The organism is Legionella pneumophila subsp. pascullei, assembly GCF_900637585.1.
Classification (GTDB): Bacteria; Pseudomonadota; Gammaproteobacteria; order Legionellales; family Legionellaceae; genus Legionella; species Legionella pascullei.
In genome coordinates, this window is record NZ_LR134380.1 from 2373682 (window position 1) to 2397884 (window position 24203).

Here is a 24203-nt window from a genome sequence, read left to right on the forward strand (position 1 = left end):
AATATCCGTTTGGGAGAAAGTAAAATGCCTAAATATGTAGAAGGGGTAGAATTAACTCAAGAAGGCATGCATGCTATTTTTGCACGAATGGGGCATCCTGAGATTAAAAGCGGTACTATTTATAATGGAGTACCCACTATTGATAAAGAGGCTCTCGACAAACAAGGTTTTATGCCTGTGTTAACTGGGGTAGGTCCTAAGAGAGACTCCGGTCACTGGATCATGTTAATCAAAGGCTCAGGTAACCAATACCATCTCTTTGATCCAATGGGTAAAATTTCAGGTGAAGGCTACCAAGACATTTTAACCACTCAATTGCCCGAGGGCTCTACCCTTTCTGTTATCCCCAATGACCCCGGATTAAACATGGGACTCTGTGGATATTGGGTCGCCTCTGTTGGACTAAAAGCACGATCTGAACTTAACAAGGATAATCCTCCCAATTTAGAAACCCTGGGTCAAATCACCACGGATGCAATGAAGGATGAATTAACCGATAACGGTTATCCGAAAATTACCGGCTGGTTAAAGGCTGTAGCTGATAAATTTCCAGAAGGTGACCCCCAACCCGATGCGAAAGCATTAAGACAAACCACTGAAAAAGATTTGCACATAGAGCTACCCTCCCCTGTTCCTCCAGTGAAGGACACCTCTCCTAAAGAGGTTCCTGTTAAACCCACTGCTCCTCAACAACCATCCTTACCCGTTTGGAATGGGTTTTCATTATTCACCGATGACACCGTGCGCACTGCTGCAAAATACGCCTATGACAATTATTTGGGGAAACCTTATACCGGGACCGTGGAAGCAACACCAGCCAATATCGGCGGGCAAATGGTATACAGACAAGTCCATGGTCTTGCTCATACTATACGGACAATGGCTTATGCTGAAATCATTGTCGAAGAAGCGCGTAAAGCCAAATTAAGGGGTGAAACATTAGGAAAATTCAAGGACGGTCGTACTATTGCTGATGTCACGCCAGAAGAACTGAAAAAAATCATGATTGCGCAGGCTTTCTTCGTTACAGGAAGAGACGATGAGGAATCTGCTAAAAATTATGCCAAATACCATGAACAAAGCCGAGATGCTTTCCTAAAGTATGTGAAAGAAAATGAACCCACCCTGATTCCTGATGTCTTCAAAGATCAGGAAGAAGTTAATTTTTATGCCCGAGTGATTGAAGATAAAAATCATGATTGGGATTCAACTCCGGCCCACGTGCTGATTAACCAGGGCCATATGGTGGATTTGGTTCGGGTAAAGCAACCTCCTGAATCATTCTTGCAGCGTTATTTCAGTTCCATGCAACGCTGGATAGGTACCCAGGCAACAGAAGCCGTTTTTTCGATACAAAGACAATTTTTTCATGCCACTTATGAAGCAGTGACAGGTTTTGACTCTGATAACAAAGAGCCTCATCTGGTTGTTTCCGGTTTAGGGCGCTATGTGATTGGTAAGAATGGCCAACCCATCAGAGAAGCACCGAAAAATGGACAAAAAGAAGGTGAGTTAAAAGTTTTTCCTCAAACTTATCAACTGAAAGAAAATGAACGATTTATGCGCGTCGATGAGTTTTTAAAACTTCCTGAAATCCAAAGTACTTTCCCGGGCTCTGGTAAACATTTGGAAGGCGGAATGCCCGGCATGAGTTATATGGCTTATTGGGATAGATTGAACTCCAGAGAAAGAGCACGATGTGAGAACGATGTGGATTTTTGTTTGAAGCAATTAGAAATAGCTCTTGACAAAGCAAAAATTGATCCTCTGAAAGAGGCATTTCAACCCAGTAAAGAGAAAGGAAGTAGACAACCCAATATGGATGAAATTGCGGCTGCCCGCATCATTCAGCAAATCATGGCCAATCCTGATTGCATCCATGATGATCATGTGCTCATCAATGGACAAAAGCTGGAAGAAAAATTCTTCCGTGACTTGTTAGCCAAATGTGATATGGCTGTTGTAGGTTCATTGCTCAATGACACCGACATCAAAAATATCGATACTTTAATGCGACATGAGAAAGACACCGAGTTTCACTCTACTGATCCCAAAGCAGTTCCAGTGAAAATTGGGGACGCTTGGGAAAATAGAATAAGAAAGAAAGGTGGCGATGTCACTCAAATGAAGCATGATTTAATTTTCCTCATGCAAAATGATGCCTGGTACTTTAGTCGAGTCAATGCCATCGCACAAAACCGGGATAAAGGCTCCTCTTTCAAAGAAGTGCTGTTTACCACCTTAATGACACCTTTGACTAATAAATCATTAATGGATACATCTCACGTTCCGGCTCCTAAAAAACTGTATCGTGGATTAAATCTCCCAGAAGAGTTTAAAAATAAATTAATCAATCAAGCTAATGCAATGATTGCCAATACAACAGAACGTCTTTTTACCGATCATTCATCAGAGGCCTTTAAACAAATCAAGTTAAATGATTTCAGCCAAATGTCTGGCAGAACCTGTGCCAGTACAACCACAAATTATGAACTTACAAAAGCCTGGGATTCCAATGTTGTTTTTCAAATGCTTGACCCGGATGGTTTACTAAATCCCAAGCAAGTTGGAAGCCATATGGCTGGGTCTGAAGATGAATTTTCCATTTATTTGCCGGAGGATGTTGCCTTGGTTCCGGTCAAAGTCACTTTTGATGGTAAAACGACAAAAGGAGAAGACCGTTGTGTCTTTACACTGGTTGCCGTAAAAAGTCCTGACTTTATCCCACGCCATGAAAGCGGTTATGCGGTTGAGCCCTTCATGAAAATGCAAAAAGAGAAAGTCACTCAGGCATTGGACGCCATTGAAAAGGACAAAGGCAGCTATAACATCGACGAACAACTAAAAAATCTAAGAACAGAAATGGTACGGCAAGCCAAATTGCCTCTTAGAGAAGGGATTTTTGATAGAATCTCTCATCGTCTTTCTCTGGAAACCAGTGACAATAAAATATCCCCTGAACGCAGAGATTTTCTTAACCAACACGTCATCCCTGTCTTACAGGAATGCCATATCGCGCTTAGAACCAACGACATGGAGATGATGCAAAAAGCCTTGGCAAAATTCCCTACCGATAAGCAATGGTCTGCCTTTAAATCAGGAGAAGCGGTTAGAGCCAAAGCTCAAATGGATGTATTAAAACAACAGATTGAAAAGAGAATCATGCTGCAAAGCCAGATTATCCCCGCCCTCACGGAATGTAGTGAAGCGCTGGATAAACAAAATGTCACAGAAGCATTACAAGCGCTCAATAAACTGCCTGCAGAAAAAGAAATAGGTAAAGCCAAGGGGATAGGACAAGAGTTAAGAGGACGAATCGTTGGTATCAAGCAAGAACTAGCTGGAAATCTTGAAGCACTGCAACGTGCAACCACTACTCCAATTGTACAAGATGCTGAGAAAATGAGAGTACGGTATGAAGCGCTTGTCACAGACGTGACAAAACGAGTCACCGACTTTGAGAAAATCAAACCCGCCAATCTTGAAAGCTATAACAAAACCATTGCTGATTTAAATAACATGCAACAGGAATTAAACCTTCTGCGTAATGAAAAAATTCGCATGCATACTGACAAAGATAAAGCCGTAGATTTTTCTGACATAGAAGCCTTGGAAAAGCGATTACAAGACGCTCAACCCAAGTTATACCCTACACTTGTAGAAGAAGCAACAAAAGGTATCAAAGACCTTGCAAAAATACCTGAATCAATTAGTTTTGACGATATCAAATCAATAACATCCAAGATTAATGGTTTCCTGGAAACTTTGGAATTTATTCGTAATGAAAGAATCAAAAATCATGGTGAATCTACCGATCCTCTGGATATGTCTGACCTGGATCAATTAAAAAATCAACTGCAAAGCGTTAGTCAGATTTTAGCTCAAACTTTATTAGATGAAGCCAAAAACTCTCTGGATAAAATCAAGGATCCGGCTACACTCGAAAAAGAAGCACCTAACATAAAACGCTGTCTTGATCATTTTGCTGAGCTTGAAAAAACACTGGACAGTTCAGAGAAAGCAACGAAACAAAAAGAAGACTTTAATACCTATAAAAATTCTCTAACGGATAAACAGGAAAAAGCCTATCCGGAGATGCTGCAATTGCAATACAAGAGTGAAGCACTGATTACACAATTACGCAATCTATGCAATATTCACCATGACAATTTAGCTAAAACGAGAGAGGTACTGCAACAGGAACTGAACAAGACCGGAGGAATACTAGACGGTTTCTTCAGTAGGATAACGACAGCGATAAGTCACGCTGAAACAAAAAAGGAAAAAGAACTTGCGAGATTTAAAACTGAGTTAAACAATGACAAGAGTGATATAAATCAACTTATTCGATTTCTGGCAAAGAAAAATTCATCGGAATTGGAAGAAGGTTTGGGCATAACAAAAGAGAATGCTGAGCAATTGCACGGACTGTTAAAGCAACTGGGCGCAAAAGCTACTCCAATAGATAAATTACAGGAAAACGCAAGATTAATTGATGAAATATCAACAAAAATGGGTAGCAAGCCAGTCTCGGCTGAACTTGTTTCCGCAAAAAAAGCGAGAGAATACTATCAATTTCTCCTATATGGAACGACACAAAAAGTTGGTGACTTTGAAAAGGTCAAACCTTTAAATCCTGATAGTTATAAAAAGGCTATGTCCGATTTAAATAACATACAAGAAGCATTAAAATTCCTGCGCAGTGAAAAATCCCGAATACATGATGATAAAGAAAAAGCAGTGGAATTCTCTGATATAGAAGCCTTGGAAAAACGAGTACAAAACGCTCAACCCAAATTACTGACAGCACTTCTGGAGAAAACAACCAGAAACATCTCAGCATTAGTAAAAATACCCAGGAAATTGACCTTTGAAGATATAAAATCAATGACAACCAAGCTTAACAGTTACCTGGAAACCCTGGAATTTATTCATAATGATAGAATAAAAAATCATGGTGATTCCCCTGAACCTTTGGATATGTCTGATTTAGACGGTTTAAAAAGGCAACTGCAAACCTTCAATCAAAACCTGACCGATGCAATACTAAGATCTACCAAAGATGCTCTGACCAGAATCAACGACCGAGCTAACTTTGAGGAAGGAGGACCTTACGTAAAAGCATGTCTTGGTCTTTTAACAGAACTTGAAAAAACATTGGACAGTTCGGTTAAAAGTATGAAACAAAAAGAAGAAATTAGTGCCTGTAGAAATTCTCTCCTTGATAAACAGGAAAAAGCCCATTCTGGAATGCTGGATTTGCAATCCAAGAGTAAAGATCTGATTACACAATTACGTGATATCTGTAAAATTCATCACGATAATTTAGCTGAAGCAAGAAGGGCCAAGCTTCTCTCACTTGATAATCAGGAAGGAGGATTATTAGGGGGATTATGGTCTGTTACTAACAAATTAGGTGTTACCACAGATACAGTAGGTATCGAGAGAATGCAAATAAAAATGAAGGAACAAACTCTAAGAGCGTTTAAGACAGAGCTTACTAATGACAAGCTTAATACGGATCAAGTCATTGCCTTTTTAGCAAATAAAAAACCATCAGAGCTGGAAGAAGGTTTAGGTATATCGAAAGAAAATGCCGAAGAGTTACATGGACTGTTAAGTAAACTCACTAGTAAAATGACTTCGAAAATCGAAATTGAAGAAAATACACAGTTAATTGATGAAATTTCAACTAAAATAGGCACTGAACCCGTAAAACTCGAATTAACTCGCACTGTAGATGAAGATGAGAGTGATACCTATCGTCGAGAAAGTGGTTACATTTAAGTGCTTGTTTGCTGGTTAAATGATTGAAATCGACAGCAGATGAGAAAATAAAGACTACGGGTACTTTATTTTCTTATCGCTAAAATTTTGTGATACTCAAGGCCCATGGAGCCCCGATAATCCAGGCACTTAGCGATTAAATTTTTCTATTTTATTTGGAGTCATGCACCAGCAGCTTCAGCAAGTCATCGTGGGAAATTGTGAGCCTGACTTATTCCAAAAACTCTTTGTTAGAGCTGCTTCACGCACAAAAATTAAGATAAGACTTAATCGAATTTTTAATAGTAACAAAGTGGGAAAACTCAAGGGCCATCAGACCTTTCGGCGTGTTTATCAATCGATTTAAATTTGCTAGAAATGTGTGCTCAACAATTTTGATGCACTACCTAAAATCTGGCCTGATTAGGGTACTACCATTAACCAACTTATAGAATCCAACAATACCATCTAGTGACAGGGCATGAGATTGATAAAAGAATTCTGTTCCATCGGATGCTAAACTTAATTTAGTACGAACAAGTTTTTGGAAAAAACAATCTTCTGCATATTGAGCACCATATTTATTCACTAAGTTGAATTCAAATTGCTGTAGTTTTTCTTTAGAAATATTCAACGTTAAAAGAAGTTTTTTGTTGTCCTCTTCTATATCATTGGTATTAACAATGTAATCTTCGAACGCTTCTTTAAACATGTGTCTGTTCTCTTCATTAATTTGTGATTGGAAATGATCTCGCGCAAAATTTCTTATTTCCTCTAAAATCATATCTTCGGTTAAAATGGTAATTAGGGGATGGCCGAGGACGGATTGGAAGAGTCTGCGCTTTACGCCTGAGAAACAAGAAGGTTTATCGCCAGTCAAATCATCATATTCTTCTTCTTGTTGCTTTTCATTAATTCGAGTTTGATCCCAATTGTGCGCGCGTCCAATCAGCGCAAGTTCATCAATAAAATGATCGAGTCGCGATTGGAATGTGTGGCCATCAATCGGTGGTGTTGAGTTGTCAGTAGCAGCCAACCAAAACAAGACAATCAGTGGTTGATATTCTTCAAACGTAGACCATCTCTCTCCACGTTTTTTATCGAAGTATACATAAGACGCCTCGTTGTTCATCCACAGGTTAGGTTTCGCAAGATAACGCCATGCCGTGTGATCCTTGTGTTGATAATATGCTTTTAGAGCCTGTTGATATTCATTTTTGTTGAGATTGAGTTTTTGGAATTCAGAAAAATCCATAGGTAATTTAATTTCAAGTCCATCATCACTGATTATCAAGGCTGGTTTGCTTTCATATCGCTGTCTTAATTGCTCACGCAAATCATTCATAAGCTTATCAACACCATGCTCCTTCAATGCTGGTCGATAATATTCAATTGCTGCATTTAGACGCTTTTGCTCTCCTTTAGTCAGTGCAGTCATAGCCGATTCACGATCTTTAGCAAGTCGAGCTAAATCCAATTGTCCTTGTATGTCTGCGTAATAATAATTATTTTGTTCAGAGAGTATTCTGACTTCAGGAATATTTAAAAGAATGGATGCGGCTTGTTGATTGCCTGTAGTTAAAGCAAGTCGTACTAATTCATTTGGTAGACCAACTGTAATTTCACGGTGTGCTAAATCTCTGACTGATGGAATACTCAGTAAAAAACGTATCTGATCATCGAAATCCCGGTCATTACGACGAATTATGTTTCTTATCATATAAAAGCAGATTTTTGCCTGCTCTGGATCTTTGACATCAAAAACACCATGAGCAGGAGTATTCAGACTATCGCGATGGAGCGTTAAGAGTAGTTGATCGATGAATGGTTCAATAATTTGCTCACCGTATTCACGCATATGCATTTCGGCATAGGCAAAACAAAGATTACTTTTTGAGAGTAGGGTTTTGCATTGTTCAATATGGCCATTTTCAAAAGCCTTACGGAAAGCATAAAAGTCTTCTGCTTTCACCATGTCTGTAATGAGATTTGGTACATTTGCTTCTAAATGCTTTAATATCTCAATATTTCCCCGAGCCGCTGCAAGTCTGTATGCATAAAAATTTTCTGCCTTTATCATGCTTAAAACCAGATCAGGAGCTTTACCTTCCAAGTTTTTTAATACATCAAGATGACCATTTCGGGCAGCGTCTCGATAAGCAGAAAAATCTACTGCTCTAATCATTTGAATGACCTGCTTGGGTTTTACCAGTGTCTCCAAATAATCCAACACATCTATATGACCATTTTCAGCTGCTTTTCTATATACAGAAAAGCTATTGCTTGCGATCAGTTCCAAAATATGGCTTTGGGCATGCCTTTTTACAAACTCAGCTAAAAGATGTACCTTCCCTAAAATCGCCAATAAAGAAAAAATTTTGCTATCTTCTAGTCCTAACAATTTAGCAACTTGTTCCAACATTGATAATTCCAAGTTTGGGTGGCTTAATGCAATAGCTAACCAGGCTTGTTTTTTTAGCCATAGGTTATTTAGTTTTGGAATTGCATTAGTTAAACGATACATTAAGTCTTTTTCTGTGACTTTCATTAATGAAAGTACTGTATCATTTAGAGTTTCACAAAATAGCTCATTGTCATTCCACATTGAGGAAGGAATTAGTTTTGCCTGCGGATGCTTCATCCGCTCTTCATCTGTTTTAAACTTGGGCATATTAGCTCTTACAGTTAAGAATAACCTCATCTCGATATAAGAATAAGGTTATGTCATTGAATTGTTGGGAAAAATATCGGTGCCATATAGATTTTTTCTTTAAAATTCACGCCCGAATTGTATAAGGAAACAGGATATTAGCACCGATAGTGAAAATATTCTGTGATATTGATGATTTTTGCAAGGGGTGGTTTAAAGAAATGTGTCATTATCGTGTTGAATCGCATTAAAGGTAACCCGGTAAAAATTTAAACAAGCATCAAAAAGCATTCGTTGCATCACAATTAAGGTAACCCGAAATTGTGGAGCTAACGATGGCAAAACGCTATGAAAAACGAATCGATTGGCAGCGAATATATCACAAATATCGGCGCTCTAATGTAAAGAAAAGAAGTCTATTATTGAATGAACTATGCGATTTGACTGGGATGAATCGCAAGTATTTAATTCGAAAGCTGAATAAAAAGAAAGTTAAGTCTTCTAAACGTCGAGGAGCGAAACCGACGTATGAAGCAGAAATTTATTTACCGATTATAAAACCCATCTGGTTAGCGGCAGATCAAATTTGCGGTAAACGTTTGAAAGAAGTTTTGCAAGATTGGCTTCACTTTTATGAAGAAGAGTTTGGCGACCTAGACGAGATTATCAGGTTTAAGGTTAAGCAAATAAGCTCAGCCACATTAGACAGGCTATTAAAGCCACTCAAGGCGAATTACAAAGGACGAGGGATATCTGGCACAAAACCCGGCACTATTATTAAGAATCAGATTCCAATTAAAACAAACCAATGGGAAGAAACCAAACCAAGGTTTATGGAGGCAGATACAGTGGCGCATTGTGGAATATCTCTAGAAGGTAATTTTGTCTGGAGTTTAACCATGACTGATATTTTATTAACTTGGACAGAAAATTGGGCAGTTTGGAACAAAGGGGCATATGGAGTGGGCAATGCCATTGATGATGTTGAAGCTAATTTACCTTTTGAAATCAAAGGGTTTGATTGTGACAATGGCTCAGAACTTTTAAATTATTATTTGATTCGAAAGTTTGCAGAAAGACCTCAGGAAACAGCGATCCAATTCACTCGTTCCAGACCTTATAAAAAAAATGATAACGCACATGTCGAACACATATCGGTCATTGTTAAACTCCATGCGAAATCCCCTGCTAAAGATGAACCGCAGTGGGCAACAGTATCTGCTTCTAAAAAGCCAGGCTTTTCTTCATTCCATTGATCTGTTTTTATCGGAATATGTTTTTTTAAAATGGTACCCGGTTTTGTTCCGCTCAACCCTCGTTTACCATTAACACGTGAACTGGATAACATACGATCTATTGTAGAGGCTGTAGAGGCACTCATCCTTAATAAGCCTTCATAAATTACAGAGTCTAATTCACCATAAATAGCTCCATAATGCGGCAACCATAATGGCAGGGCCATTTTTAACCGCTTCCCACATAACTGTTCCGTGCATAGCCATATCTTTTTTAATGGCTCTAAATAAACTGAACATTTATATTGGGGTGGACGTCCCCGTCTTTTTTATCAGCTTTATTGGTCTGTTTCTTTTGATTTAACAATCGTATTGCGTGTTTTTTGTGGTAACCACTTGCAGTACAGAGCTCATTTAATATCGTGCTCTTTTCTTTCCGGGTAGCAGCGTGATACCGCCTAATAATATTGTCCAAATACAGATCCATTGAAAGCTTCCCCATTTCTATGTCCTTTTTTTCTTCGGTAACATTTTTTATGAGGCAATTCGAACGAATTGTTGATTAGAAAAATATTTGTTCAGGTGTACTATAATTATCCATAAAGAAGAAAAATTGCTTCCAAATGAAGCAATAAAGTCGTGAAAAACTACAATGCCGTTAAGGCGTTATTGTAAAGAGAGTCTATAAATGCCTAAATACACTCAAGAAATGGCAAATTTATTTGCTAACCTAGAGCCTCATCAAATTGAACTGTTTGTTGGAATGCTTAGCGTTGATGCAATTAAAATAATACGCACTGAAGTTCTTCCACAAATTAAAGACACAGAGCGAAGAATATTTTTAAAGCAAACTTTGGCTGAATCGGAAGGACATCTTAAACAAAGCTCTAAAAAAAGTCAAGCATCTCAACAGCTGGAAAACATAAGCGACCAACTGAAAAATTTGTATGATAATCTGACCACAGTAGTCTTGTGGAAAATAGCTGACGACGATGCCCAAAAGCGTTTTATAGCGGAAGCAAATGATGAGCAATTATTGATTCTCAAGCGCAAAACAAGTCCTTATAAAGACGAGCACAGTAAAACTTTTAACCTCGCAATAGAAAATGAAATAGAACGACGAAAGCAGGAAAATCTTGGGCATTCTTCCATTAGCAAAAAAGAAAATTTGCAATGGGAAGCTAATGTATGGCTAAGCATTATTGATAAGATCAAAAAGGTTAATTCTGATCTTGAAATTGAAAGGAGAGAGCAGGCTGAGAAACAGGTTAAGCCAGTACAACCTCAGGGGCCTACCGTGGTTGAAAAGTCATGGTGGAGTAATTTTAAAGAATCTGTTTCTAATTTGTTTAGTAGTTCTAAACCAGTGCCTACACCTTATAAATTGGAAATATCAGAAAAAGAAAAAAGCGAGATAGATGAGCTTCGCAGAGAAGGGGCACAACGTATAGCCAATAATACTGGAGTCGTAAAGGTTGGGGAAGCAGAGGAACTTTCAGCAGAAGGTAAGAAAAAGGCCATGATGTCTCGCTTTGGGATGGTAATGGCATCTCAGATGGTGGCCGGCACAAAAAGTGACAATCATCGGATTCTATATAATGTCCTGGAGTCTTTAGCTCAACCAGAGGATGATGATGATGCTCTTGAAAAGATACAGAACGCAATTAAGCCCGTAATACCTGATACACCAGAACAACCTAACCCACTCAAAGGAAAACATGCTTGTGCAACTGGGGGAAACCCAGAATTTGTTACAGCATTTGAATCAGAAGTAGTTCAAAAATTACTAAGTTCACCTGAGCATTTCGAACAATATGGTGTGCGTCTATCTGAAAAGGAAAAAGAGAAAGTATTGCATTATCATGAGAATATGGAGCGCTCAAGAGATATTAATAATGTTATAACTTCTATTTGTTATTCTTGGGGGGGGTACGAAAAGGATACGGTACAAAAAGGTTATAAAAAATCTGAAAACTTTGAAACCAAGCAAGCGAGATATGAAGAGCGTCTTGGGCTAGCCAGCAAAGGCCTACAAGAAGCATGCGCCAAGCTTCAAGATGGCCAGTCTTTGTATTTAGAAACTGGAGTAGAAAATCATGCAATGCAACTTGTAATTAAAAAGGTAGGAAATGAATTCAAATTGTCTACCTATGATTCCTCCGGTGCTTTAGAAAATACATCGCTTAGCCAAAGTTTGTTTGGTTTGTTTAAACTGTCTCGTTTAAGAAGTACAGGAGCGATGCGACGTAACGCTTACTCATTTACTGTTCCACAAGAAAAATTGATTTCTGAGCAGGGATTGAATTATTTAAGTGGATTAATACGTTCCAATTCAATGGCCGGCTGGGCTCAAACACATATAAACCAAAATCTTCAAACTGCGACACGAGAAGAGATGAGCCATATGAACTGGTTTCAGCGTTTGTATGCATTAAGAGAAGCACGAGCAAAATACAAGGTTTATATGGATCATTTTGCATCTCTGGCTTCTCCTGATTCTCCTCCAAAATTTGATGACTTATTGCAACATCCACAAAATACATCAAACTGTTTTGCCAAAAAAGCACAATCTTGTGAATTATATGAGTTGGGTAAACCTGTCTATAAGAAATTTAGACTTGCAATGTTGTTGGAACAGAAAGATAAATTGCTAAGTGATATAGAAGGCCAAGATCAATTTGTGAGTATGGAATATAGAACCATGCTCAAAAACATTGAGCCAGAATATCTCTCTCCAACTGAGTTACATGAAATTTCGATGCGTTTATGTGAGGTAAAGGAGCCTCCAACTAAAGGGTATTATGAGAAATTTTTTCAAACGTTACTTGATGCCAGAGAAAAATTAGTTGAAGCCAATAATGATGATAATAAATTAGCTATACAGCGTATTGATGAAAAAATAGCAAGCCATGCTCAATCCTATTATAACTATTTAAGTAAAGGGAATCGCCAGTCAGAAATTCAGCAAATTTTTTCTTCAGAAGTATGTAGCCAAGGTAACTCATACAATTGGAAAACCGGGGCAATGCCCTTTAAAACAGGCCTTGATGGAAAAATTGATCCCACTGCATTAGGAAAAATTAGTGAATATGCATCTGCTCAAGCTTGGAAAGCATCCATGCAAATGCTCAATCACCAAATTAAAAAACTTAGTGTGAATGAGCGCTATATAAGCTCATCAAAAGAACGTTTATCTCATGCAAGCACACGAGAAGCCTCCGGTAAAGTAACATTAAAAGATCTGGAAAATGCAAATATTGTTAATTTTACTACCGGATTTACAAGGCAGGAAGAGACTAAAATTGAAATCAATGTTGGTGGAAAACGTAGAGAAATAGATAAGGCCACCTTTTTTGAATTGATAGTTAAAAATAAAGAGTCATTAACTAATCCCAAAGTAATTAGTCTTTTAGATTCTTTACGTAATACTTCTCCTGCAATAGAAAAACGATACATGAAGGAAGTATATCCAACACAACGTAAAGCATTTGAAAGTAAAGTGGAACAGAGTTCAAGTAAATCCGGTAAATTGTTAGAAGAGACAATTAGTTCTCTTAAGAAACATCAAATGCAAATTGAGCCAATGATTCAACGTTCTGATGAAAATATTCGTCTCATTAATGATGAAATTGAAAAAGAAAAACTAAACAGTAATGGAAAACGTTCTATAAAATTAGATAATTTAGAGTTACGTTTGGCACTACTTAAAATAGAAAATCAGGGATTGAAAGATCTAGAAGTTTCTGTTTCTACTAAGATTAAAAGTCTTGAATTGGAGGACGGTTCTACAAAAAGAAAGATCGCTAAAGCGGAAGAAACTCTTAAATTGCTCCAAACTCCAGGTGCATTAAAGTCGATTAATGAAATAAATCATGCCTTTTTAGATGCACGGGCAGAGCTTGAGAGTGTGGAGCGAGAGTTAAATAGGACTAAAAAAGAATTTGAAGTAAATGATATTGAAAATCACATTAATGACCGTATGGTACAAATTAATCATTACCGACAAAAAGTTGTGGGGCGTCATTTACAAGCCAATGCTGAGTATCGGATATTGGATGAATTATCAGCGGGTAGAATGGGAACAGAAAAAGACCGCAATCGAGACATGTATCGTCAAACAGAATCTGAGAGATCTGCATTTAATAAACAAGGAAAAAATACATTTTTACCCGGTTCAGTATTTCAGGAAATTCAAAGCTTAAATCAAAAGCTTAAAACAAAAGTTAATGAAATAGCTGAGCGTCAAATTATATTGGGAACAAATATTTCGGATACTGTTTCACTGACCTCCCTTGAAAGTGCGAATGACAAATACATGCAGATGGATCGCCAGGCTCAGGAACTTAGTAAAAAATCCATTCCCCAAGAAATTAAAGAAGAATGGGTACGTGAAATGTTTAATATCTGGCTAAGCCATGAAAGCAAAGACCGTTTATATCATCTCCAGAAAAAATATGGAGATGATCCTAGTGTAGGTATCAATCAAGCATTTCATCATTTTATAGAGCAAAAAGCTAATATCAAGTATGCAGCATTAAAAGAAGCCGGTTATGAAATAGATCTGGATAAAAGTAAAATTGTCCAAATGGGATGGAAACCCATCAGCGAGCAAGAATTAGAGGAGTATCATGAAAAACGTAAGCAAGCAGCTAGTAAACTTATGGAACTCTTTAAATTTAAAAGAGTTCTAGAAAAACTTGAAGAAGGGATTCAATCTAAAGAAAAAACAGTTACGCCCGAACCTGTTACACTTACAAGCGAGGATTTAAGTGCGCAACATGAAGTCTCATTAGTAACTAAAGGGTTTGTGCCTCCAGAAGTAACATTTTTATCACAATCACAAAGAGAGGCATTAGATGGAAGTACCTTAAAGTTTTTGCGTGAAAATCCAACTCCTCAGCCTAAGGGAGTATCTCGAGAAGAATGTGAACAATATTATAAAGAAGTGGTTGCTCACCTTCATAAATTAAAAATGCATAGTGCTTTAGAAAATAAAGCTCAACGTATTGCTGAGTTTTGTCATTCATCTGCATCAGGCATTTTTGGTTTACCCTATCCACCATCTCAAGAATTAGCCCTGGAAATAGCTCATAACATAATTGATAGTTACCGAGACGATGAAAATTTAATTAACGATTCTTTCTTAAAGTTGGAGAACAACGAACGAGCTCAAATCTTATCAGCATTAATTAAACTGAGCTTATCACAAATCGAAGTAAGTGAGTCTCAAAAAACTCCCGTTAATTCAAAATTTTATTCTACCATTAAACAATGGGAACGATTGCTTATTCCCGTAGATGAGGCCATATCAAGAAAAATCTCCATGTTGGCACCTGGGGGTACTGAACCTACAAATATGGATTTACTAAGAGAAGTGGACGTTGCCCTACATCAATCTCCAGTTAGTCTTGAGGGATTATATGAAGGACAAAAAGGATTACAAGCAGCTATTACCACCTATGGTATGGAAAAAATAGTTGAGGGCGCTGATGCGAATCTGCGTAAACTGGCTGATAGATTGGGTATGCGTAACGGGGAAGCTTTGTTAGCCTCTCAATTTATTAACTATTATTCAAATACTAAACTTCTTTTATCAAGTGATGGGATAAATAGTACTCAGGGACGAGAATTATTTTCCAGGGCTTTATTAGATGCATTTCAAAATGCAACACCTAGTGAGAAACAGCAACTTTTAACGTTTATTCAAAAGTTAGAGTTTAATGATGAAGTAGAGCCCTGCACATTAAAAACACCTCATCAAGCGTTTATAGATGAAGCTTTGTTGAGATGCTCTAATCTTGATCCAGAGGCATTTAGAGAATATTCTGTTGCAAAAGTAGAGGAACATTCCCCTGAGACGCTTCTTTCATTTATTGACACCTTAACGAAAGAATCTAATGAGGATGGAACTGACAAACTATTTGGATTTGCAAAAGAAATCAATATTCTTTCATTACAAATTGAGCACGCATTAAATAGTAAACCTGTAGATGCTTCACGTTTAGATGTGCTTTACTCTAAAGTTATATGCTCCAATCTAGCATATCAATTACTCCTGGATCAGGTAACGGAAGAAACTGCTGCTAATCTTGGTGAAAACTTTGAATATACTCGAGAAATGGCTCTAGCCCAAGCAAATATTAATAAATTACAGGATAATCTCATTAATTTTGCAGGTAACCTGGATCGTGAGTCACAGTTTTTTAGTGTTTTCAGTAAATATGTTAATGAGAAAAAATTCGATGGCCCCCCTATCCTTGCGCAATCTGCCTCACGATTCGATATACCTGGATTTATTTCTTTAGGAGGTAATAGAAGTCTTGATGTACTTCATGGTGCCGTATATGTTGGAAATAATCGATTAGGGATGATGCCTGCGCATTTACAATCACATATCGCAGTAAATGAATTAGGACTTAATCAGCTTCCTTTCAGGCCTTTGGGCGGTGGATATGCTTATTCTGAAGGTAAAGAAATTAAAGCATTTATAATGCCTTCAGAAGATGGAACGGTGACAATTCAGCGAGAATTAATGACCTTTGATGGTACTTCTGAAATGCTTCAGTATATTTCTCCCGAGAAGATGGATTCAGTTCCAATGGCATTAAAGCGCCGATTGAATGCGGAGCATTTCTTTATTGACTCTAAAGGGACTATACATGCATATACTTCTAATTTTAAGCCTATTTTAAAATTAGCAAAGCATGAAGAGTTATGGACTGGAGAATTGCTAGATCACAATGGCAATAAAACTACTATAAGTCTTGATAGCGAAGGAAACACACCCATAATTCAAAATTTGTCGCGGGTATTTCCACAGGGAGAAATGATTAGTGTTGATTCAAATACAGTGTACATACCTTCAATTTCGAAATATGTTATTTCTGATAAATCAGGCAGTAATTATTTTATTAGCGACAATTTAATCGATAACACTTCAAGAAAACATTTAACCATTATGGATCAAGGAAGTGCCCATACTGAAAGAGTATTAACTGAATCTGAGTCTCAAGAGGTTCTTTCATTACAAAAGCAAATTGATAAACTCAAAGAAGAACATGCTTTGATTACCAAATCAGATTTAGTAAGTAAACAAAACAAAAGTAAACTCGAAAAGAAAATTAAGGAATGTGAGTCTCGTATTCGAGATATTACCACTCCGGAAAACTTTGTTTTTGTTTCTGATTCAAAACAAATTCAATCTCTTGAACAAGAACATTTAAGATTAAGAAAGGAAATGCAACAAGCTTATACTGATTTCCGAGAAGGAGGAAAGAAGGATAAAGAAAAACTGTCAACGTACTATGAAAAAGCTAAAGAAGATTATTTACAAAGCAAGAAAGCACTGCAAAAAGCTGACTCTCAAGCAAATTATCTAAGAGTCTTTGATGTCAAAGAAGGAACTTTACATGCCAAAGATTTCGCGAGTATTCTTTATGTAGGCTTGATTCCTGGTAAAACAGATGTGCTAACTCAATCATTAGCATCTAGTGTACCAAAATTTCCTTTGAAGCTTAACGAACTAGAAGACTTAAGAAATCTTAAAGTTCAATATAAAGATAAATCACCCATATCCAAAGAAGAGCAATTGGCTTTAATTATGCTCATAGGTACGGAGTTACAGCATCATATATTAGAGCGAAGTGCGGCTGCAACTGGTAAATTAAGAGATTGGGACAGAGCTACGTACAATAAATTGTTAACGGAATTTACTGAAGAGGTAAAACGAGCTAATGAGCTCCATGGCAAACCCCCACTATCCCAATTTGGAGAGTTATGGCGGGCAATACAATCTGAGTTTTCTTCTGATAAAGAATTACAAGAAATATTTACCAAATCTGTGCCGTTGGTGGATACAGGTGAGAAAAAGCCTATAAACATCAACACCAAAACTACAAATATGCCTATTGAAACTATGGGGGCTCGTACCTTAGTTGAATTTAAACTCCATGATAATCCCCAGTCACTTATCGATCCGGAACAAGTAGAACTTGAACGAAGTTTACAGGGTATAACTGGATTCGAATCGTCTGTTCAAGCTCAAGAAGATGGTTATTATTATGAAAATTATGGGCTATTTAACACGAATACATTTGAAAAGTTGTTTAGTGTTACCTACCAGCATGCTGGTATTGGTGGATTAACAAAAGAACAGGTTACTGATTTGTTTAAGTTAATGGAAAAAGAAGGATGGATACGTAAAGTTCCAGGAATGGAGGATAAGAATAAATACCAAATAACACGCCATCCAAGTGAGTTTTATTCTTCAGCTAAAATAGCAGGTTATCTTAATGAGCTGGGGTTCGAACGGCATCAGTCCAATGCAATTTCTGAAAGATTGGAAATCTTTTTGTACCAGACCGCTGTTAATGGTGGTAGTTATAAGGTAAACGAAAAGAATCGAGAGGAACTGATTCAAAAAGTTACCGAAGCTCAAGATAAATGCAACTTAGAATATTTAGAAGCATTGGATAAAATTGAATCGACACTGGCAAAGGCTTCTTCAAAAATTACTTTTGCCGATTTAAATGCAGCATATCTCTTAAATGATTACAGCAGTATTCTAGCTGATTTCCCAGAGAAAGATAGAGCACAAGTTGAGATTGTTTTGAATAATGGTATGACTCGCTTGCTGTATTATAAAACTGAGTTAGATCATTTAAATGATGTTCAATTTAAATTCAAAATTGGACAGGATTCAACAGCAGTTGCTATGTTGCATACGCGCAGAAATTATCAATTAGATAAACTTCTTGATTCTGAAACTACTTTGGATGATAAATCAACTAAAGAAGAGATTCAAAAAGTTTCGGAAGAGCGAAAAATGCAACGAGCATTTCTACTTTTTGAATCTGAATTTGGACACCGATGTAATGCTCGTCAAGTGAACATTTTCCGTGGATTATTACTGGATGATGCCACAGATCCTGATAAAATAGATTCAGCTCAAGCAAGGATGGGATTTGGTAAAACCTCATTATTACCTTTGGTTGCATTGTATAAAACTGGTGATAAGCTAGTTCGGTTCATAGTTCCCAAATCGGCACTTGAAACCAATACAGCAGATATGTCTACAACCCTTACAAATATTCTTGGTCGCCGTGCGGTTAAAGATGATTTTCAACGTTATCGAATTGCAGCTGATCCTGAAACGGGTATGGGAGAGAATAGTCCATGTCTCAAATCATTACAGGACGCTAAGGCAGACTTGCAGAAACGACTCGCTCTCTACCATAGAGTAAGAGATAATAAAGAGGTTCTGGTTCAAGCTCCTAGCGTACGTAATTCAATGGAGTGTCAGGCAAAAATATTTCTAGACATGTTAATGAAGGTAACGGATGAGCCTTTACAGAAAAAAGAGCTAATGGCATGTATCTCTTTATTAAATGAAATTCGATCTTTGACTACTGTTTCCGTATTTGATGAACTTGATGCGACTCAAGATCCTGCTACAACAGAAGTTAATTACACTGCAGGGGAGAAAATTTCTCTTGATACTGCAGAAATTTATCCTTTGGAAGTGATTACTCAAACAATCGGTGCAACAGAAGATAAGTCTATCGAAAATCTTGCAAAAGTATTACTTAATAAATTTGGTATTGAAGATGTCGATGAGAGTATTTTTAAATACATCACTTCTTTAAAAGAAAAACAACCTCCTTCTGTCACTCCTTCTAACAGCACAGAAATTTATTTAATTCGCGCTATTCTTTCTGATCCAGTTATGCTAAGCATTTTTACTGAAAAAGAGCCAGGTACCGATTTTGGCGTGTGGTTTGAAAATGCAAAAGACGGATCTAAATTATATGATTACGAAGCTTTAAAAACAGGTAGGGACGATTCAAGAACCCCTCTATTAATTGCAATTCCTTATTCTGCAGCAAATACACCAAAACCCCAAGGTTCAAGATTTGATAATCCAGAAGTTACCGCGATTACAACTCTGTTATATTATCTTGATCCTCGCACAGAGATCAATGAATTGCCCCATTTGGAATTTTTAATTGACTCTATGAGAAAAGGTATCGGGGAAGCACCTTTCTTAGACTCCTCCGGTGAGCATCTAGAACCTGAATTTAAAAAACTCTTCAACGAAATTAGTGCATTAGCAGAAATTGAAGATCCCTTGATTCGTAATGAAGAGCGCAAAAAGTATTTCGCAGGTTTAGAGGAGCGAATTAAAGAAGGAGAGATAGCTCCAACGGCACTTCGTAAAATGTTGGCTCGTACCATCATTCAAGAGCAAGTAAAATTTGATGCTGGCAAGGCGAATAGTAATCGTTATGAACAAGGCACTACCGATGACGTTGTGATCGGATTTTCAGGAACCGCTGGTGATACCTCTTCTCACTTTAAAGAAAATATGTTGGATCCTGCCGCTGATGGCAACATGACTTTGGGAATTATGGGTAGGAAAAATTGCCAAGCTACTACGGCCTTGGATACGACGAGTTTTGCAGAAAAAGGAGAGGATTACAATACTGTTTTAGTCAAACAGTTAGCTGCTTCCTTTACCTCCAATACCCGAACACTGATTGATGTGGGTGGTTTATGCAAAGCATCTAATCGTGCTGTAGCAAAAGAGATTGCATTGCAGTTAAAAGAAAGTTCAGACAGCACACTTAAGAATCTTAAAGGAGTAATTTTTTATGATGATGTAACCAATATGAAAAAGCTTCTTGTTCTTGAGGAGTCTGGAAGAGAAAAAATTGTTGATTTAACTTCAGATATGGTTGCTGAGTCTGACCAAAAAGGTAGTTATTTCACCTATTATGATCAAAGCCACTCGCGAGGTGCTGATATAAAGCAGATGGACAAGGCACATGCGGTGTTAACAATGAATTTCAACGTAACGAATAATGACTACAAACAAGCGATTATGAGGATGAGAAAAATCGTTGATAAGTCATTAGGACAGTCTTTTTCGACAGCAGTTCCTGATAATGTTCGTGAAAAGATTATTGATGAACTTAATCTTGGTAAAGAACACACACTTACAGGTAATGATATTGCTGTTTGGTTAAGACAAAAAGAATTGAAAAATAATTTAAATAATATTTCAGTATTCACGATGGAGTTAGATTCCATCATTAAAAATGCCATTTTGCAACAACAAGGAAAAATTACTCAATTAATGTCTCAGTCTCCAATGACCGAAGAACAACTCGAGGCATTTCGTGAATGTATTCGGGAATTAAATAATATTTCACCTTTCATCTCTGGTGGCAGTACGGATTTAATTGAGAAATACGGTAAAGTTTATGGAACTGTAAAAAAAGAAGATTTTGTCAAAGACTTGCACGAATCATTTGGGAAGCGATTAAATCATGTTTTTGATATAGTTAATCGTGCTAGAGAAAATATTAAACTTCCTCTTACTACAGAAAGCGATAGAGCCCCCTATGTCGAAATGGAAAAAAGGATTGTCCAAAAACGCGAGGCTCAATTAAGTCCGGAGTTTGTTATTCCTTCTTCTTCTAGTGCTTTGGCTGAGGCACAATCTGAAACTGAAAATCAATCCGAAAGTCAATCACAAAGCCAGAGTCAAAGTCAAACGCAAACACATTCTTTTTCTGAGGTGGCCAATGAGGAGGTTGTAGTTGAGGCAAAATTAAGAAAGCATGAAGTGCTTGATGAGCCCGCATCAATCGCGTATTTATCTGAAAGTGAAAAAATTGACAAATTAGTTTTAGCAAGTCAAACACCTCACATGCAGCATTTATTTAAAGATGAAGATCCTATTCGATGTAGTCCTGCCTATTCGGTATCAGGAGAAAAAGATCATATTTTACCTCCTGTACGTTATTTTATTGCTCGAGAAGAAGGTAATCCGAAGATAATCTTAATTAACCAGGATGAGGCTAATTTATTTAAATCATCTCCAGTAGATCCATGGAGTCTTTATGATGTCCGATTAAAAAAAGGAGAATCGCTTGAGCCAATGGTAGGTTCCTCTATTGCATCATTAAACGAGTCAATTTTGAAAAAAGTCAGTCTTGCCTCATTCCGTTATGAACTGAAAGGACAGGATATCGAATCTTTAGCACAATCTCTAGAGGGTATTTGTACGCCGAAACAACTTCATCCTTCATTAAGTATGAAATATGAAACAAGCAAAAATATAGCTAAAGATGGTGGTGTTTTCAGCTTGCCTAAATGGGGTTTTTATGGAGAAAAACAGCAAGATATTCAGTTTGCAATTGAGCAGACTCAAGTAAAATTCAAAGAAGGAAAATATGAAAAAAGAGGGGTTACTGTCTCATTTGGTAAAGGAGATGAAAGGGCTGAAGTGTTTATTTCTTCTAAATTAAATAAACGTATATTGGATGAAGTGGGCAAACAAGAACGAGCAGAAGTCCCTGTCGGACATCCTAAACTTAAGGCTGTAATAGAACAAGTTAAAAAAGAACATGATTCAGCAATGAAAGAGCGATCAGAACTTCGATCTGATTTAAAAGATCTAAAATCAAGAAAAAATAAAGTAATTCAAGACTCAGACCAAAAAATCAGCGAGCTTGAGGAGAAAAAAAGAAAAGCTATTGAACAAGCCAGAGTGGATATTTCTAAAGGCTTTGAAGATGGAATGAAAAATCAAATAAATCGCAGAAAATACTTTCAATCTTATTTTGCTAAAAATATTGGTGCAATGTGTAAATTGAGAGTAGGCGATAATAAAGATTTTGGGGTTCAAGTTTTTGGAAAAACATTTCCTACTTTAGATAAGGCTATCGCACATGCTGTAACTCAACTTTATGCAGAACATAAAAAGAAAGCTATGACTTCTGAAGAGTTAAACAGCAGAGTAGATTTTTATATTGAAGAGATAGTGAAAGCAGCAGAAGAGCGATTTCACTCAGTAGGACGTTATAGAGATAAAACGACAACAGCTTTGGAAACTTTACATGCTGCTAGTAAAGAAGCAACCCCTATGTCCAAAGAAAAAATCGAGCTTTTATTAAAGGGAGAGTTGCAAGATCTTAAGCAAGCGTGGATGAAAAGTGATAAATGGGCTAAATTAGTTGCTGCCCTAGAGGAGGTTACCAACATAACGGGTAAAAATTTATCCATAGATGAATTTCATCAAAAAACCCTTGAAGCCTTGCAAAAATTTGCATCAGAAAATGGAGAGGATCTTGATAAAACAGGTATTGTACCTAGATTATTTTCTTCATTGACGCTAGGAGAAAAACCTCCAAGTAAAGATGGATTTATGGTGGGATTTCTAAATGAAGACCCTAATAAAGTTCGAAATCATGCAGCAATTAGAAGTGATATAGCCAACTTTATTAAAAGAGGTTTTGCGGGAAATACGAATACTCCTTCAGAGGAGCAACGTGAGTTTTTTACCGCTGTTAACTCTTTGGTTAATAGCAAAATAAATCGCCACAACTATGATGTACCAGCAACACTATTAGATTTTGAAAGCCCTATTTCTTTAGAACGAATGAATGAAGGAATTAAGCAAACCTTAACAACACAAAACGTTCGTACTGTCAAAAAAGATATGGATTCAATGGCTAGAGAGTGTTCTGCTTATCTAGTTGGGCGTAAAGCGCTTGAAAATATACTGGATCATTATAAACCTTTAGAAAATAGGTCCTCGCAAATCGATCCCGTAGAGGGTCAAGAAGCAAAATTTTTCTCAGCAAACTTTGAAAGACTAACAAAGTTAGATACAGAAGTGCTCGATATTCAAAGACAAATAGATGAAGTTAAGTCACAGAAAAAAGCCCATCTAGGCCAATTAGAAGAAGAGCATGTTGTATTACGAGATAAACTGCAAAAAAATGGTGAAAAAGTATCTGAGCTTAAAGGGGAAATATCAGCATTAAACAAATTAATCTCCGGTATTAAAAAAGTGTTGTCAGTTTTCACTAACCATCAAGTAAAAATTGAGCAAGATGATCCTATCGATTTTCTTGATACTCATTTGGATCTCGGTGCAATTATTCAATCCGAAGTTTCTGCAACGGCAACTCTTACCTTTACACCTCCTGAGTTTTATGATCTAGAAAAAGATATGCAAGCACAATTTCTAAACATGCATGGCTTAGAGGAAACAACAGAAAGAAGGTCTGAAAAATCATTTGATGAAGCAGCAACTTTAGTCCGAGAAACTGCTGGAAAATTCCAAGAAAGGGAGAGTTTAACTGTTGGATTAAAACTGGCAAGTAGCAAGGAAACTGAACTGGTTGATAAAGTTCAATTAGAACAGGAAGCTCCAAAGGTAGAAAGGGCTTCATCATTTAAGCAACAATTATCTCAAATAAGAAAAGATCAAGTAGAAGCATTGATAACACCAATCGTGGAGCAAAACCCGACTAAGGCATTTAAAAATAAGTTGAAACACGAAATGAACAAAGATGAGGAAGTTGTGATGACAGTACCTGTACATGAAACGACTAATTCATTTAAAGATAAAATAAAGAAAATAAGAGAGAATGAGACGACTGCTCCTGATATTGCATTAACAGGACTTACGCCAAACCCTAAAGATTGAGAAATAGATCAAAGAGGAATAAATAAGAGAAAGATAAAAGTTGGCATGGTTT

4 protein-coding genes and 1 pseudogene are annotated in these 24203 nt (G+C 37.1%); 4 read left to right on the forward strand and 1 reads right to left on the reverse strand.

Going from position 1 to position 24203, the window contains the following annotated elements:
* Positions 1 to 24: 24 nt before the first annotated feature.
* A complete protein-coding gene (locus EL201_RS10760) occupies positions 25 to 5787 on the forward strand; it encodes a SidE phosphodiesterase domain-containing protein (protein WP_061773176.1) in 5763 nt (1920 codons plus the stop codon).
* 382 nt (positions 5788 to 6169) lie between these two features.
* Here EL201_RS10760 and EL201_RS10765 read toward each other — a convergent pair whose 3' ends face one another.
* Positions 6170 to 8437: a hypothetical protein gene (locus EL201_RS10765; RefSeq protein WP_027222259.1), complete on the reverse strand. Its 2268-nt coding sequence runs from the start codon at positions 8435 to 8437 to the stop codon at positions 6170 to 6172.
* A 134-nt stretch (positions 8438 to 8571) separates the two neighbouring features.
* On the opposite strand from EL201_RS10765, the pseudogene EL201_RS16000 reads away from it, so the two are divergent.
* From EL201_RS16000 to EL201_RS10780, 3 genes and pseudogenes are all read left to right on the forward strand, one after another.
* Positions 8572 to 8661: pseudogene (locus tag EL201_RS16000) on the forward strand (IS982 family transposase); the annotation flags it as partial.
* 90 nt (positions 8662 to 8751) lie between these two features.
* A complete protein-coding gene (locus EL201_RS10770; RefSeq protein ID WP_027222260.1) occupies positions 8752 to 9672 on the forward strand; it encodes a transposase in 921 nt (306 codons plus the stop codon).
* Between the two features lie 667 nt (positions 9673 to 10339).
* The gene (locus EL201_RS10780) at positions 10340 to 24151 is read left to right on the forward strand and encodes a DUF3638 domain-containing protein (RefSeq protein ID WP_027222261.1); all 13812 of its coding nucleotides are present in this window, start codon (positions 10340 to 10342) and stop codon (positions 24149 to 24151) included.
* Positions 24152 to 24203: the final 52 nt, after the last annotated feature.